The organism is Bacillus sp. D48C, from assembly GCF_053345735.1.
Genome location: NZ_JBKFAQ010000004.1, coordinates 361,083 through 376,849 on the forward strand (window position 1 = coordinate 361,083; position 15,767 = coordinate 376,849).

At 35.4% G+C, this 15,767-nt stretch carries 15 protein-coding genes; 5 read left to right on the plus strand and 10 right to left on the minus strand.

Annotation, left to right across the window (positions count from 1 at the left end; all coding sequences use genetic code 11):
- The coding region (locus tag ACLBXA_RS13735) for a 3D domain-containing protein (RefSeq protein ID WP_447617253.1) at window positions 1–478 on the plus strand (478 nt) is incomplete at its 5' end.
- Between the two features lie 51 nt (window positions 479–529).
- Here ACLBXA_RS13735 and ACLBXA_RS13740 read toward each other — a convergent pair.
- The 8 genes from ACLBXA_RS13740 to ACLBXA_RS13775 form a co-directional block, all read right to left on the minus strand.
- Window positions 530–1,453, minus strand: a complete 924-nt coding sequence (locus tag ACLBXA_RS13740; RefSeq protein WP_447617254.1) for a HEAT repeat domain-containing protein — start codon at window positions 1,451–1,453, stop codon at window positions 530–532.
- A 108-nt stretch (window positions 1,454–1,561) separates the two neighbouring features.
- Window positions 1,562–2,647, minus strand: coding sequence for a DUF871 domain-containing protein (locus ACLBXA_RS13745; protein WP_000440072.1), 1,086 nt, complete (start codon window positions 2,645–2,647; stop codon window positions 1,562–1,564).
- Entirely contained in the window at window positions 2,637–2,915 is a 279-nt protein-coding gene (locus ACLBXA_RS13750) for a hypothetical protein (protein ID WP_000900039.1), read from the minus strand. The genes ACLBXA_RS13745 and ACLBXA_RS13750 overlap by 11 nt, the downstream gene beginning before the upstream one ends.
- Window positions 2,891–4,201, minus strand: a complete 1,311-nt coding sequence (locus ACLBXA_RS13755) for a PTS sugar transporter subunit IIC (protein WP_001013060.1) — start codon at window positions 4,199–4,201, stop codon at window positions 2,891–2,893. Before ACLBXA_RS13755 ends, ACLBXA_RS13750 begins: the two co-directional genes overlap by 25 nt.
- 83 nt (window positions 4,202–4,284) lie before the next feature.
- Entirely contained in the window at window positions 4,285–4,590 is a 306-nt protein-coding gene (locus ACLBXA_RS13760; protein ID WP_000275633.1) for a PTS sugar transporter subunit IIB, read from the minus strand.
- Between the two features lies 1 nt (window position 4,591).
- Window positions 4,592–4,912, minus strand: a complete 321-nt coding sequence (locus ACLBXA_RS13765; RefSeq protein WP_000774625.1) for a PTS lactose/cellobiose transporter subunit IIA — start codon at window positions 4,910–4,912, stop codon at window positions 4,592–4,594.
- Between the two features lie 110 nt (window positions 4,913–5,022).
- On the minus strand, window positions 5,023–6,963 hold the full coding sequence (locus ACLBXA_RS13770) for a BglG family transcription antiterminator (protein ID WP_447617255.1): 1,941 nt from the start codon (window positions 6,961–6,963) through the stop codon (window positions 5,023–5,025).
- 76 nt (window positions 6,964–7,039) lie between these two features.
- On the minus strand, window positions 7,040–8,128 hold the full coding sequence (locus tag ACLBXA_RS13775; protein WP_001253355.1) for a DUF871 domain-containing protein: 1,089 nt from the start codon (window positions 8,126–8,128) through the stop codon (window positions 7,040–7,042).
- A 472-nt stretch (window positions 8,129–8,600) separates the two neighbouring features.
- Between ACLBXA_RS13775 and ACLBXA_RS13780 the strand changes: the two genes are divergently transcribed.
- Complete coding sequence (locus ACLBXA_RS13780; protein WP_000503241.1) at window positions 8,601–9,803, plus strand: MFS transporter; 1,203 nt, start codon at window positions 8,601–8,603, stop codon at window positions 9,801–9,803.
- A gap of 351 nt (window positions 9,804–10,154) precedes the next feature.
- Complete coding sequence (locus ACLBXA_RS13785) at window positions 10,155–11,810, plus strand: Na/Pi cotransporter family protein (protein WP_000456251.1); 1,656 nt, start codon at window positions 10,155–10,157, stop codon at window positions 11,808–11,810.
- A gap of 36 nt (window positions 11,811–11,846) precedes the next feature.
- Here ACLBXA_RS13785 and ACLBXA_RS13790 read toward each other — a convergent pair whose 3' ends face one another.
- Window positions 11,847–12,932 (minus strand): YhdH/YhfP family quinone oxidoreductase, encoded by a 1,086-nt coding sequence (locus tag ACLBXA_RS13790; RefSeq protein ID WP_074790768.1) that lies wholly within the window; start codon window positions 12,930–12,932, stop codon window positions 11,847–11,849.
- 227 nt (window positions 12,933–13,159) lie between these two features.
- Here ACLBXA_RS13790 and ACLBXA_RS13795 point away from each other — a divergent pair, with 227 nt between their 5' ends.
- Window positions 13,160–14,359: an LCP family protein gene (locus ACLBXA_RS13795; RefSeq protein WP_000437427.1), complete on the plus strand. Its 1,200-nt coding sequence runs from the start codon at window positions 13,160–13,162 to the stop codon at window positions 14,357–14,359.
- Between the two features lie 148 nt (window positions 14,360–14,507).
- Entirely contained in the window at window positions 14,508–14,948 is a 441-nt protein-coding gene (locus ACLBXA_RS13800; RefSeq protein WP_000642361.1) for a hypothetical protein, read from the plus strand.
- A 32-nt stretch (window positions 14,949–14,980) separates the two neighbouring features.
- On the opposite strand, the gene ACLBXA_RS13805 is transcribed toward ACLBXA_RS13800, so the two are convergent.
- Complete coding sequence (locus tag ACLBXA_RS13805) at window positions 14,981–15,745, minus strand: sulfite exporter TauE/SafE family protein (protein WP_000060625.1); 765 nt, start codon at window positions 15,743–15,745, stop codon at window positions 14,981–14,983.
- Window positions 15,746–15,767 lie beyond the last annotated feature (22 nt).

Genomic DNA, 15,767 nt, shown 5'->3' on the forward strand with positions numbered 1-15,767 from the left:
TCAAGAAGCAGCTGAAGCTCGTGAAGCAGCTAAGGCTCAAGAAGCAGCTGAAGCTCGTGAAGCGGCTAAGGCTCAAGAAGCAGCTAAAGCTCGTGAAGCGGCTAAAGCTCAAAAACCAGCTACACAACAACCTGCTGCAAAAGAAACTGAAACAAGTACACCATCATCTTCTCGTGAGTTACGTGTTGTAGCAACAGCTTACACAGCAGATCCACTTGAAAATGGCTATAAAGCAGGCGACCAAGTAAAATCAGCTATGGGTCATAACTTAACAGCTAATCCAAACATGAAACTAATTGCAGTTGATCCAAGTGTCATTCCATTAGGTTCAAAAGTATGGGTTGAAGGTTACGGAGTAGCAATCGCTGGTGATACTGGTGGGGCTATTAAAGGTAATAAAATCGACGTTTTAATGCCAGATAAAGGCACATCAAGTAGCTGGGGACGTAAAACAGTTACAGTTAAAGTATTAAACTAGTTATAAAAAAGAGTCAGTCTCATCGTTGAGGCTGGCTCTTTTTTATGATTCTTACATGCTTTCTTTCTCTTGAAAGTAAGTAATATTATGTCGAAGCCACTCCCTCTCCGACATAAACAAGTTTCCACGTTTTTTGTACACTTTATCAAATATCTTTAAAACTTCTTCATGATTAGCAAACTTATGTAAGAAACGAAGAGCAATGATAATCTCTGCTTCATCCGTAGGCTCTACTTCATTTTTACGTCTTCTAGCAACAATTTTATTCACACGTTCGCAAATTGCTCTCATTGCCATTTCGTCGCCATACGTATAAATAGCTCGAACAGCTTCATATTTCACCATCACATTTCTATCATGTAAAGCTTCAATATAAACTATTTGTAAGTCCGATCCCCCTATTTTTGCTAAAACCTCAATAACGGTTGAACGAACATAGACACTATTACCATATAAAAGCTTTGTTAACGGCAGAATCGATTGCTTCGTTCCAATCTCAAGCAATGTATAACAAATATGTGTCATCTCATCTTTATTTTCTTCAGTATCCAGCAACTTTAGCAACGCACTTTCCGCTTCTAACGATTTATATAACTTTAAGGAAGCAACTGCCCAATAACGAACACTATCGTTTTTATGATAAATATACGGAATGATTTTATTTGTACTACTTACTTCTGGCAATGTATAAATATTACTAAGCAGTTCACTTAACAAAGTCGGGATTTGTTCACATTCCAAACGATCTATAAGATAATCAGCAATATAGATTTCCTTCGTATTGATGGCGAGTTTCGTCATTAAATAATAAATATCTTTCTTCATAGATACCTTTTTTGCTTTGATTACCTTCTGCTGTAAATAAGGAAAAGTTAATAAGTCATTTAACGCTTTTGCTTCATCATACGCACGATGCCAAATCTCTGTTTCTTCATCAGCCATCCGCCTTAATAAATCATCTATATACTCTTCCATCTCCTTCTCTCCCGTCCAAATGAAATCTATCTCTTTGCATTCTATATACGATAGACTACTATATCAATAGAAAAAAGAGGATGCCACAGCATCCTCTCCTTCTCTTCTCTATTCCACACAAGTAAACTGCGTCCAAGCTCCTACATAATTTAGTAAGAATAACTCCTCTTCCGCAATTGTACCGACGATATTTTTCCGTTCATCTATCGGCATTTCTTTTAAAATGATTTGCAGTTCACCTTTATACTTTCCGAATGAGTTATTACCAATTACAACTTGCCCTCTTTCCTGTAGCACACTTTCGCGCACTGGAAAGTCATAGTCTTTATATTTTTTACGCACTTCTGTAGAACGTATCATATACTCTGTTATGTCGCCGCGTCTTACATGTAATTCTTGCAGCGTAGCTCTCTTCTCTACTTCAGTCGCTTCGTCTACAAAGTGCACTTTTAGCTGTAACATGTAGCGATTTAAATTTCCTAGTTTTTCTAACTCCTCTTCACTTGCATAAGCATTTCCGATAATGACATCATCAATTAGCCCTGTTGCCCATAAATGCTTCGCTTGTACTTCAATTGGTAAATTACGATGCTCTTCTAACGTACATAATCCGTCGTTAATATCCCATGGACCGATGTTTGCGGCATGTGATGTAATAAAGGCTGCACTGCGAATACCATGCTTTTTAAAGCGTTCACTACAGCGAATGAAATAATCGTACGGAAGACCAGTGAATTTTTGCGGATAAAAATTATGACAACCAATTAAAGCTGATTTATTCGCTTGATGCGAAAGAATATTTTCTAAGTACGCAATATCGTTACTTACATTTAACTCGATTTTTAAACCGTACGGATTATTCGTCATTTTCGCTTCCGTCAATCCGTCAAAGCCTACATCTAATCGAATACCATCTGCACCTAACTCTGCGAAAAATGATAGATCACTATAACTAATACCAAGCTGGTCAAACACAGCTGGAGCTACATCTAAAATAACTTCCATATTGTTATCTTTCGCATGATTAATAATCTCTTTAAATTCAGCTATAATTTCTTCTTTCGGACGATTCACAGATAACAAACAAGTAAATATTCTTGAAAAACCGTGTCGTGCCGCTGACGAAATATAAGCCATATCTTTTTCTTTCGTTGAATGTTCTGGATAAAGTGAAATCCCTAATTTACGCTCCATGCTTTTGCATCTCCTTCACACGTTGTATTAATGCCATGCTCGTAAATCTATATTTTGCAGATAAACATGTTGCACATAAAATTGTCGGTACAATAATTACGTACGGTGAGTGTAGACCTAACATTACATATGCACCCATTGAACAACCGATAAATAAAACTGATACTAGTAGTAACACTAATAAGGATTTACTTTGTACCCATTTCGAATAATGGGCAATACACTGTCCGATCACAAATGTAATTAAGATGATAATTGCTCCGAGCATTCTGTTTTCTCCTCTCCTGCTAATTGTTGTTTCTCATACATTTTGAAGAATGGATAGTAAATAACGAATGAGATTACAAAGTTAACAAGTACAAGTACACCAGCCATAATTGTCCAGTCCGTACTAATCACCGCTGCAATTGGTGCTAACATCGTAAATGGCAATTTCGCCATCATGAGTGGAATCATACCTGAAACAACTGCGAAATATGATACTGTCGTTGTCACTAACGGTGTAATAACGAACGGAATAATTAAGATTGGGTTCATTACAATTGGTGCCCCGAAAATAATTGGCTCGTTAATATTGAATAAACCTGGTACGAATGATAATCTACCTAACTCTTTTAGGAACTTAGATTTAGAGAACATAAACATAATTACTAAAGCTAACGTTGAGCCAGATCCGCCAATCCATACGAACCATTGAATGAACTGCTCTGTAAATAAGTTTGGTAACTGATGTGCATTTCCTGTAGCCGTGAACACTTCCATATTTTCAAGAATTGCGGAATCCCACATCGGACGAATGATTGGTCCTAAAATTGCCGGTCCATGTATACCAAATGACCAGAAGAACACGATTAAGAATACTGTTAATAAACCACCGAATAAGTTATTTCCTACTAGTACTGATTTTAATGGTGCGATTAAGTATGTAATTGTTGTATTTACATCGAATTTCAAACCGTAGCGAATGCCCCAGAATAAAAGAATAACTACTAATGTTGGAATTAATGCTGCAAACGAATTTGAAACTGCTGGTGGTACACTGTCTGGTAATTTTATTGAGATATTATGCTTAATCATAAAATGATAAATTTCCACTGCAATTAATGCTGTCACAATTGCGCCGAATAAAGACGTTGCACTTAGTGTTCCTACTGAAATATATCGACCTGCATCAATAACACCTGGTACAGCTTTCGTAATTTGAATTGGTTCAACTGATGCTAGTAAAAAGGCGAGTACAGATAGTAGCCCTGCACTTAATTGATTGAGCTGATAAAAGTTCGCGAGCGAAGCCCCTACTCCAAACGCTGCGTATAAGGCCATTAGTCCTACTGTAAATCGGAATGGAATATCTAAAATATGGCGAAACGGTGCAATCCATTCCATATATGCATCAATTGGTAAATTTAAAAAGATAACGAAAAATGACCCGACGATCGTTAACGGTAATGTAGAAATAACCCCATTTCGAATTGCCAATAAATGTCGTTGTCCTGCAATCTTTTGCGTTGTTGGCATAATCTTTTGTTCCATAAAACTCATAAACCCATTCATCAATAGCCCTCCTCTTTCTCTCTACTATAAAAGAACGAAATAAACTTTATAACATTATAATGTTTATATTTAAAAAGATATAATTATGCTAAAACTAATTGTTCTGCTTGCCTAAGCACTTTCAAACCATCACACATGCCATAATCTCGTTGGTCTATAATTGCAACTGGTATGTTGTATGAGTTTGCAAGAAACTCTACAGCTGGAAATAAATATTTCACTTGTGGACCGATTAAAACGACATCGGCTTCTTTTATTTCAAGTTTCACAAGTTCTGAATCAACCGCCTTAATTTTATAATTCTTCTCCTGTTTCTTTGCCTCTTCTTGCATTTTTCTTACGACCATACTCGTTGACATGCCTGCTGCACAACATAATAAAATATACATCTTATACTGTCACTTTCTCTTCTACTCGTTTATGAAGAGTAATAAATTCTTCAGCTAGTTCTTTCACTGTAATTGCATTCATTAAATGGTCTTGTGCGTGCACTAACAGTAAACTGATTTCTGTATGATTTCCTCTTGCCTCTTCTTGAATTAAATCCGTTTGAATACGATGTGCTGCTGAAATTTCCTCACTAGCAAGTTTCATCTTTTCACCCGCATTCTCAAAATCTCCTTGTCTTGCAAAAGCGATTGCTTCAAGCGCTGCACTTCTCGCATTGCCACCATGTAAAATTAATGCAAATGGAGTTTGCATATCAGCCATTTTAAATTCCCCCAAGCTATATGTTTTCTATATTTTTATCTTATTATGAAAACGCATACAATTAAACATAAAAAACTTCCGTTATGTAACGGAAGTTTTTATATACTTTTTCAAAATGATAATAAAATCTCTTGAAAATCTTCAATTACCTCGGTCTGAGTAAGTTTCTCTATCGTAGTTTGACTAGACATAATATCATATAAAAAATCATAAAGCCTTTGCAAATCTTCATTATTATTGCGCTTTACACTAAATAAAATAATTACTTGTACTTTTTTATCTCCCCAATCAACAGCCTTTTCAAGTGTGCAAAACATCAAAAAAGTTTCCTCACTTAATAACTGCATCGGATGCGGGATTGCAACTGAATTCCCAACCGCTGTCGGAGACGTATTTTCTCTTTCCATAACAGAAGCATAAAAGTTTTCTTGTACATAATGTTTCTCAGCAGCTTTCTCACATAAAAACTGAATAACATCCTCTTTCGTAGAAGCACTATGATTTAAAAAAATTAAATCTTCCTTAATATAAGGCTGCACACTATTATTCACATGCGTAAACAACCGCTGACCAATCAATTTAATCTCTTTATCATCAAATATTGAATTCACTTTTATAACTGGAACAGGCAAGCCACTCGGTATATGAATCGTACTAATAATACAATCTATTTTTTCTTTATAAAGATCTTCTACTTTCAATTGATAATAGCCTGTAATACCTACAATCTCTAATTTATCTCGGAACTGTGATAAAATTTTATATTTTAATAGTTGTGCACTTCCTTGACCAGTCGCACAAACTAATAAGCATCTTTTCTTTTGATTTTGCTCCTGCAAACGGCTCATCGCTCCGCCGAAGTGAATTGCAATATAGCCAATTTCACTTTCAGGGATCGATTCACCCGTATATTCACCAATGATATCTCCAACAAGAACCGCAATTTCAAAAGCATACGGATAATTCTTTTTCACTTCTGCCAAAAGAGGATTTCTCGTATTTAACTTATACTTCAAACGATTTAATAACGTTTTTAAATGAATACCAAATCCAAATAATAATTCTTCATCATAATAAAAAATAAGATTCCGTTCTTCCGCTACTTTAAAAAGAATATGTTGCATAAATGCATATATATCTTTTCCTAATAGCTCTTCTACATTTTCATAGCGATCTCTCGTTGTAACAGCAGTACTTAATAAATGCATCGTCACATATAATACTTCTTCTTCTGGAAATGAAAATTTCAACTCTTTCTCTAAATCTCCTAAAATCTGCTTCGCAATTGTATATTCTTTCTTTATTATAAGTTCTGATTGCTCCGTATGCAGTTCTTTCATATAATGTTGACTTTGACAACGCTTTAATGCGATTGCAATATGAATGACTAAATTATCAATTTCTATATCAGATAAATATATTGTTCCACCTTCAATATACTTTAATATAATTGAACGGATGTGTGATATATAAGGTAGCGATAAATATGTCTCCGTCTGCTCAAATTGCTCATGAAACGGAGTATGGTCATAACGCGGTAAACCATATTGTGATAAACAAGAACGAATATTAAATTCCTCTCCAACAATACGTATACCATAATACGGTCTCTTCTCAATTTGTAATTTATAGCGACCACATATATCTGTAACTTCTTTCATAATTAAATTAACCGTTGATTTGCTCACATAAATCTCTTCCGCTAATTCTGAAAGCTTCACATATCCCTCTGTCGTTAAAACACGCTGCAGAATGTACGCTATTCTTTCTTCATAAGAAGTTGGGATCTTTTCCGTCTGTTTTTGAAATAGACTCACACAAAAGTCTTCAAATTTCTTCGTTTGTATAATTTCTAATTCGTACCCAGTCCCTCTTTGCGATTCGATTTTCGCTCCGTTTTCTTCCAATATATCATTTAATAATTTTATATCCTTTTGAATCGTCTTCGTTGATACATGTAAACGGCCCGCTAAAAAAGCTCGATTTAACATCGATTTCTCTTCTAAAAACTCCTCTAAAATAGAAATTAATCGCTGCTGCACCTTTGTCATAGCTCTTCCTCTCGCTCTTTATATATAAAGGGGGAAAAGCTGCTGAAATCAGTAGTTTTTCCCCTTTATATTCTCTCTATTTCTTTAATATGAATCCGAATTTATCCCATGCTTGTAAATAATCTAATAAGAAAATTTCTTCTTCTATAATTCGACCAACTACATTTGTTTTTCCTGTATTCACCATATCTTTTAATGCAATTTGTAATTCGCCCTTATACTGGCCATATTGTTCATTATCAATTAATAAATCTCCACGCTTAATTTCGCGCGTATTATGAGGTTTAAACTCTTCTTTTTTATATTTCACACGACTTTGTGTAGAACGAATCATATATTCAGATACATCTCCGCGATAAAAATGTGGTTCGTCTAATACGATAATTCTTTCTAGTTCTGTCGTTGTATCATATAGTTCTATATCAAATGTTTGTTTCTCTTTATTTAATGCACCTAGTGCTTGTAATTCTTCTTCTGACGCATATGCGTTTGCAATAATAACATCATCAATTAATTCTGTCGCAAATAAATGCTTCGCCTGTGTTGTCATCGATAATTCACGATGCTGCTCTAATGTACATAACCCTTCTGTTACTGGCCAAGGTCCGTATGTTGCATCAAATGATGAAATAAAAGCAGCCGTTCTCATACCGTAATCTTTAAATTGTTTCGAGCATTTAATGAAATGATCGTATGATAACCCTGAATAACGATGCGGATAAAAATTATGACAACCAATTAAATTTTCACGATTTGGTCTATGACTCATAATGTTATCTACATACTTCGTACCATTGCTCATATTAATCTCAATTTTCAAACCATACGGATTATAAGTCATAATTGATTCTTCTAATCCTGAGAAACCAACATCTAAACGAATACCGTACGCACCCAATTCATGGAAGAATGATAAATCATTATACGAAATACCTAATTGTTCAAAAACAGATGGACTAATATCAACTAATACTTGGAACCCTAATGCATTCGCATGTGAGATCGTTTCTTTAAATTCTTCAATAATTTTCTCTTTTTCTCCATCCACAGATAATAAACATGTGAACACACGTGTAAATCCATATTTACTTGCTAATGTTAAATACTCCTTATCTTTCTCTACTGTTGAATGTTCTGGATAAATAGAAATACCTAATCGTCTCATATGTACACGCCTCTTTCTTCATCATATTGTAAACCTTTTCAAATATATGTAGTGAAAAAGTATATCTCCCCTTCTTGTTCACTACTCTTTTGAATCCGCTTTCTTTAAAGAAAAAACAATTTCTATCATTCTTAACACCTACAAGTCTATACATCTATACTTTACATCTTTTTTTCATAGTTGTGTAGCTTTTACACAACTTTGTCAGTTTTTCGCCTTAAAAATTGTTATCCGTTTTCAAGACACCTTCCTTGACTGTTGCATTGGCCAATACATATACTCGAAAGAAAAGAGATAAAGTGAAACTTTAATCAGTGAGGGGGGTGTTCATCCCCCACTGATTATTAGTTGAACCAATCGGGCATTTACGGGCAGTTGATCTCCCACCTAACTTCTTTGCTCCAGTCCGATTTTGAGGTGGGAGTTTTACTGCCCGTGAATAGCGGGAAAATTTTATATAGGGGATGAATATATGGGAGAAGCAATACTCGTAAAACGAGAACCGTTATGGACAAAAGAGTTTGTTGCTTTAATTTTTGCAAACTTATGTATGTTTTTAGGGTTTCAAATGTTAATTCCAACCTTACCTGTTTATGTGAAAGAAATTGGTGGCACAAGTTCCAATATCGGATTTGTTGTCGGTATGTTTACCGTTGCGGCACTTTTTGTTAGACCGCTAACTGGGAACGCCTTGCAAAAATTTAATAAAAAAATCATTTTAATGATCGGTACTGCTATCTGTTTACTCGCTATGGGCAGTTACCTTTTCGCCTCAACTATCTTTCTCTTGCTTGCTGTTCGTATTTTACACGGAGCTGGTTTCGGTATTACAACGACTACATATGGAACTGTCGTTTCTGATTTAATTCCCTCAGCTCGCCGCGGAGAAGGCATGGGATATTTTGGCCTTTCTGGAACAATTGCAATGGCCCTCGGTCCACTTATAGGACTATGGCTCATGCAAACATATAACTTCACAATTCTTTTTTTATGTGCACTATCGTGCACAATTGTTTCATTAATATTAACGAAACTACTTCAAATCCAAAAAACGAAACAGCCGCCACAACAATCATCTAGTACTTTTCTCGATGGATTTATTGAGCGTAAAGCTTTACTTCCTTCATTATTAATATTATGTATTACATTAATGTACGGAGGAATCGGAAGTTTTATCACACTATTTGCTACAGAAGTCGGCATAGCTGATATTAGCCTCTTCTTTTTATGTAATGCACTAGCAATTGCTGTAACTCGTCCATTCTCTGGAAGGCTATATGATGCGAAAGGCCATACATTCGTCATCATTCCGGGAGTTATTATAACGTTTACAGGCATTATTTTATTGTCGTATACGACGACAATTCCGAGCTTAATTATTGCTGCAGCATGTTACGGAAGTGGTTTTGGAGCGATCCAACCTGCACTACAAGCATGGATGATTGACCGCGTAGCACCGCATCGACGCGGCGTAGCAACAGCTACATTCTTCTCCGCATTTGACCTTGGAATCGGCGCTGGAGCGATTATATTTGGATTTATTGCTCATTTTACAAACTATGCAACTGTATATCGTTACTCCTCTCTATTACTTATTGCTTTTCTCTTCATTTACATTACAAGCATAAGAAAACAAAAGTATGGCGATAAAAACACGGAAAAAGCTGCTGGATAATTCAGTGGCTTTTTTATCGTGTTAAAAAAATTGTTTTCTCTCGTTTTGCTGTTATAAAACTACATGCATTTTCCTACATATTTTTTTAACTTTCATCAAAAAATATACGATGAACTCGCAGACGCTTTCCTTGATATTCAACTGAACAATACTATTCTAAAAAGTATGATTTCTTTACAAAATTAAGATTTATACAAGATGAAAACCAATAAAATACAGCTGTTTCTTTAAGGTATTGTAAACTTTTCTACCCTTTGTAAATTTAGTGTAAATTTTACTAGCAAACCGTTTACAGTGACTCAAGGTTCAGTTAATAATTACATCGTACATGAAATTTAAGGAGTGGAATGCGTGGAATATAATGTTCAAGATATGATCTTCCAGTTCATTGGTGGATTAGGTATTTTCTTATTCGGGATTAAATACATGGGCGATGGACTGCAACAAGCAGCTGGAGATCGTCTTCGTGATATTCTAGATCGTTTTACAACAAACCCACTCATGGGTGTACTAGCAGGTATGTTAGTTACGGTATTAATCCAATCAAGCTCAGGAACAACCGCTTTAACAGTCGGACTTGTAAGCGCAGGATTTATGACATTAAGACAAGCAATCGGTGTTATTATGGGTGCAAACATCGGTACGACAGTTACTGCATTTATTATCGGAATTAAAATCGGAGAATACGCTCTCCCAATTATGGCAGTTGGAGCTATCTTATTATTCTTCTTTAAAAATAAAAAAGTACATTCTTTAGGTCAAGTTATATTCGGCTTTGGTATGTTATTCTTCGGTTTGGAATTAATGAGCGCAGGTATGAAACCTCTTCGCTCTTTAGAATCATTCCAAGAATTAACGGTTAGTATGAGTGATAACCCAATTTTAGGAGTTGTTGTCGGTACAGTCTTCACTTTAATTGTACAAAGCTCAAGCGCAACAATCGGTATTTTGCAAGAATTATTCGGTCAAGGTGCAATCGATTTACAAGCTGCCCTTCCTGTATTATTCGGTGATAACATCGGTACAACAATTACAGCTGTATTAGCAGCAATCGGTACTTCTATTGCCGCAAGACGTGCAGCATTAGTTCACGTTATCTTTAATATCGTCGGTACAATTATATTTACGATTTTATTAGTACCATTTACAAGCTTAATTCAATATTTCCAAACATCATTAAACTTAAATCCAGAAATGACAATTGCATTTGCACACGGAACATTTAACGTAACAAATGCAGTTATTCAATTCCCATTCATCGCTGTATTAGCATGGATTGTAACAAAACTTATTCGCGGCGAAGACTCTGCTATTGATTTCAAACCGCAACATTTAAACCCAATCTTTATTGAGCAATCTCCAGCTATCGCTTTAACAGAAGCTCAAAAAGAAATTATCCGTATGGCTGAGTTTTCATTACATGGATTAAAAGAAGCAAACCAATTTTTAAATACACAAGACAAAAAACACGCTGACATGGCTACTCAATTAGAAGGAGCTATTAACAATTTAGATAAAAAAATTACCGAGTATTTAGTTCTACTATCTGAAAAGCCGCTTTCACCTACGGATTCTGAAAAACATTCCGTTTTAGCAGGTGTTGTTGGAGATATTGAACGTGTTGGTGATCATGTAGAAAACCTTGTAGAACTTGTAGATTTCCAAATTTCAAATCGTGTTTCACTATCAGACGAAGCATTAGGTGAATTAAACGAAATGCTGGAATTAACGATTTCAACACTGCAAGACTCAGTTGAAGCTTTAACAAACTTCGATACCGAACTAGCTCAAACTGTTATTGCAAAAGAACGCAAAATCGACCAAATGGAACGTGTTCTTCGTAAACGTCACGTATTACGTCTAAACGAGCGTAGCTGTTCAGGTGATGCAAGTATCATCTTCGTCGATATGGTAAGTAACTTAGAACGCATTGGCGATCACGCTGTAAATATCGCTGACGGTGTTTTAGGTGAACAAGGAAAAATCAATTTAAAACAATCATTATAATGAAGAAAAGAGACGCTACATTAAGCGTCTCTTTTTTCACTTTATTTTAACAACTGTTCTTCCTTTTAACTTTCCTTGCAATATAAGTGCAAACTTCTCATCTAATTCTTCTAATGTACATTCTTCTGTATAAGACGCTAACTTTGAATTTTCCCATTCATCCGCTAACAATGTCCACACATCTCTTCTCACATCCACCGGGCATTGCACGGAATCTATCCCTAAAAGGCTTATGCCTCGTAAAATAAACGGATATACCGTTGTATGTAATTCCTGTCCTGCCACATTACCGCATGTCGTTACACAACCACCATACTTTACTGTTTTTAAAGCTGTTTCTAACATATGTCCACCTACAGTATCGATAACTCCGGCGTATATCCCTTTTAACATTGGTCTTCCTGATTCATCATTCAATTCCGCGCGATGAATCACTTTTTTCGCTCCTAGACGTAGTAGCATCTGTTCCTCTTCCATTTTCCCTGTCGCTCCTACTACATTAAACCCTAACTTACTTAAAATACTAACAGCTACACTCCCTACGCCGCCTGTAGCACCAGTTACTAGAACGTCTCCCATACCAGGATTAATTCCTGCTCCAATAAGCTTATATACCGACAAAGCAGCAGTAAAACCTGCTGTCCCATACATCATACTTTCCTTTAATGACATTCCTTCTGGTAAAGGCACGACCCAAGATGATGGGACGCGAATATATTCTCCGAAACCACCAGAGGTATTCATACCTAAGTCATATCCCGTTACAATAACTTGATCTCCTACATTAAAGGAGTTATCTTCACTTCTCACAACTTCTCCTGCGGCATCAATTCCTGGCGTATGAGGATACGTTCTCGTAACACCTTTATTACCAGTAGCTGAAAGGGCATCTTTGTAATTTAATGAAGAATAATGAACTTGTATGAATACGTCTCCCTCAGGTAAACTACTTACTTCTCTCTCAACAACTTTTCTTACAAACTGATGATTTTCCGTTTCGTTCACAACGATTGCTCGGAATGATGTATGATTCATTATGCTCTCTCCTTTATCCGTCAAATTCTTCTTTATTATATAGAAGAAATAAGTAAGCTTACTCATTTCTTCTTGGCTATATTTCAACAAATCTTACTTCCCTATCACTTTCTCATAATATATATTTTCATTTCTACCAAAAGCCCTTATACTTATTCTACATCTAAAAAAGAATATATAGAAAATCTGACTTTTTATAAATAAATTGAATTTTTACGAAATGTAAATGATTTGTAATGTTTTTTTTCGCTAAATTTCATTATAATAAGTGGATATGAGTGTCGTATTTCAATCCAAATGAAGGAGTACAGGAAATGGAGCAAAACCCATCTTTGCAAGAAAATACACGCAGTAAACCGAACAAAAATAAGAAAAAAATAAAAATTATTATAAGCGCTATACTATTCGTTTTATTAATAGGTGGCGGTTATACTTGGTTTTTAGTAAATAAAGCATCTTCTGCTGTTCGAAATGCCGCACACGATTTAGCACGCGGTGATAAATCAGATTTACGAGATAAAGCTGTTAAACCTATTACAAATAACGTCTCTGTTTTAATAATGGGTGTTGATGAAAGCGATGTCCGAGGAAAAGAATATGGTGAAGCTATAAGAACAGACGCGCTTTTACTTGCAACATTTAATAAAGATAGCAAAACTGTTAAACTATTAAGTATCCCACGTGACACATATACTTATATTCCAATAGAAAAGAAAAAAGATAAAATTACACATGCTCATGCATTCGGTTCTGCTAAAAACGGAAAAAATGGTGGACCACAAGCAAGCATTGATGCAGTTGAAAAATTAATGAATGTTCCTGTCGATTATTTTGTGAAATTTAACTTTAAATCATTTATAAAAATCGTCGATGACTTGGGCGGTGTTGAAGTTGATGTACCAGTTGAATTTACTGAGCAAGATAGCAATGATAATGCTGAGGCAATTCACCTAGAAAAAGGTGTTCAAAAGTTAAATGGCGAAGAAGCTCTTGCTCTTGCTAGAACAAGACACATCGATAGTGATGCAATGCGTGGACAACGTCAACAACTCGTTATCGAAGCTATTTTAAAGAAACTAACAAATGCTGGTTCTGTAACAAAAGTTGGCAACATCATTGATGATATTAACGGACAATTCGTTACAAACTTAACATTTGATGATATGCTTTCATTCTATAAGTACGGATCGGATTCGGAAATTGAGAAATTACAAATCCAAGGTGATGATTGCTATATGGCAAAAGGTGACGATACATGTAGCAAATCTGCTGGTGGTGGTCGAACTTACTACTACAATCCAGATAAAAAAGAATTAGCTAATGTTACAAATGAACTTCGTACTCATCTTGGGCTACCTGCATATACAAAGTCTGACTCAGACTCTGATTCGAAAAAGACAAAAGAATCTAAGTCTGAAAATTCAAGTGAACGCGAATCAAGTAACAATGAAGTGAAAAATAAGAACAAAAATAGCAGTGAAGATACAGAAACATCGTCTAACGACAATGAATAGTAAAGAAGCAGTACTCTATGGAGGTAGAGTACTGCTTCTTTTTATTTCGTCAGAATCAAAAATCAGAACTTTCTAACTATCTTTTTTAATATTTTTAAATTATAATAAATAGTAGCAATCTATTCCAATTATCAGGGGGCTCATACATATGAAAGCTGCAGTAAAACATAACATCTCAGATTTTAAAGACTACTTAAAATCCAACGATATATACATGGAAGAAAATATAGATGAAAATGATGGCTCTGTTCATTTTTCAGTAGGATTAGAGACAGAAGCTGGCGCAAAAATTCAACTTATCGCTGCTTTCCAAAACGAACATCCTACGGTGGATATATACTGCTTCAATGTTGCTCACGTGCCTGATGCAACATCAACAAATGATATTTTACATGTCATTAATGAATTAAACACATCTTATCGCTTTGCAAAATTCACATTAAACAAGCAAAATGCAATTGATATTTCAGCATCTCTTGCATTCTCAGAACCAAACTTTAATCCAGCACTTGTCTTTGAACATACGAGAATGCTATATAAATTAGCAAATGACGAATATAAAAACTTAATGAAAGTTATTTGGGCATAAATAAAAGGATGGGCTACAAGCAGCCCATCCTTTTATTTCGATATCATATCAATCCACATTTTAACAGCAGTGCCTACAATCAAAATCGATAACATATATTGCAGTGCTTTTTGATTGGTCCCCTTCCCGACTCGCACTCCAAGCGGCGCAGCAAAGATACTTGCAACCGCAATAATAAGAGCTGGAATTACAACTACTTGACCAGTTATCACTTTTCCAGTCGTAATCCCTACTGAGGAAATAAACGTAATAGCGATAGATGTTGCTATTGTTGTACGTATCGGCAATTTTAAAATAACTAACATAATCGGTACTAATAAGAAAGAACCGCCAGCACCTATAATGCCTGATGCTCCTCCTACAATAAACGCTAACAAGCTTGCTAACCATTTATTATATGTCACTTCACCACTGTTATTTCGTTTCGGTACGAACATCATAATAGCAGCAATTGTTGCTAACGCTGCATAAACAACATTGACCGTATGTTCCTCTAATACGTTAGCACCAAAGCTCCCTATGAAACTTCCTATTAAAATACTAGCTCCCATATACACAACTAACGTTTTATCCATATCATTACTTTTCCGATAAGCCCATGCGCCTGCAAAAGTTGCAAAGAATACTTGTACCGCTGTAATACTACTCACTTCATGTGACGTATAACCAGTAAATCCTAACAATACTGGAATGTATAAGATCATCGGATAATTAATAATCGCACCGCCAATTCCAACCATTCCTGATATAAACGATCCTATAAACCCAATTATAAAAAGTAATAATACTAAACTCACCTTACATCCCCCTCCTTCTAAA

Excerpts from the sequence above, each read along its gene's own strand:
- ACLBXA_RS13760 (WP_000275633.1), bottom strand. The coding sequence starts at position 4,590 with ATGTATATTTTATTATGTTGTGCAGCAGGCATGTCAACGAGTATGGTC.
- ACLBXA_RS13745 (WP_000440072.1), bottom strand. The coding sequence starts at position 2,647 with ATGGAGCGTAAATTAGGGATTTCACTTTATCCAGAACATTCAACGAAA.
- ACLBXA_RS13800 (WP_000642361.1), top strand. The coding sequence starts at position 14,508 with ATGAAAGCTGCAGTAAAACATAACATCTCAGATTTTAAAGACTACTTA.
- ACLBXA_RS13750 (WP_000900039.1), bottom strand. The coding sequence starts at position 2,915 with ATGCTCGGAGCAATTATCATCTTAATTACATTTGTGATCGGACAGTGT.
- ACLBXA_RS13755 (WP_001013060.1), bottom strand. The coding sequence starts at position 4,201 with ATGAATGGGTTTATGAGTTTTATGGAACAAAAGATTATGCCAACAACG.
- ACLBXA_RS13795 (WP_000437427.1), top strand. The coding sequence starts at position 13,160 with ATGGAGCAAAACCCATCTTTGCAAGAAAATACACGCAGTAAACCGAAC.
- ACLBXA_RS13780 (WP_000503241.1), top strand. The coding sequence starts at position 8,601 with ATGGGAGAAGCAATACTCGTAAAACGAGAACCGTTATGGACAAAAGAG.
- ACLBXA_RS13770 (WP_447617255.1), bottom strand. The coding sequence starts at position 6,963 with ATGACAAAGGTGCAGCAGCGATTAATTTCTATTTTAGAGGAGTTTTTA.
- ACLBXA_RS13775 (WP_001253355.1), bottom strand. The coding sequence starts at position 8,128 with ATGAGACGATTAGGTATTTCTATTTATCCAGAACATTCAACAGTAGAG.
- ACLBXA_RS13765 (WP_000774625.1), bottom strand. The coding sequence starts at position 4,912 with ATGGCTGATATGCAAACTCCATTTGCATTAATTTTACATGGTGGCAAT.
- ACLBXA_RS13740 (WP_447617254.1), bottom strand. The coding sequence starts at position 1,453 with ATGGAAGAGTATATAGATGATTTATTAAGGCGGATGGCTGATGAAGAA.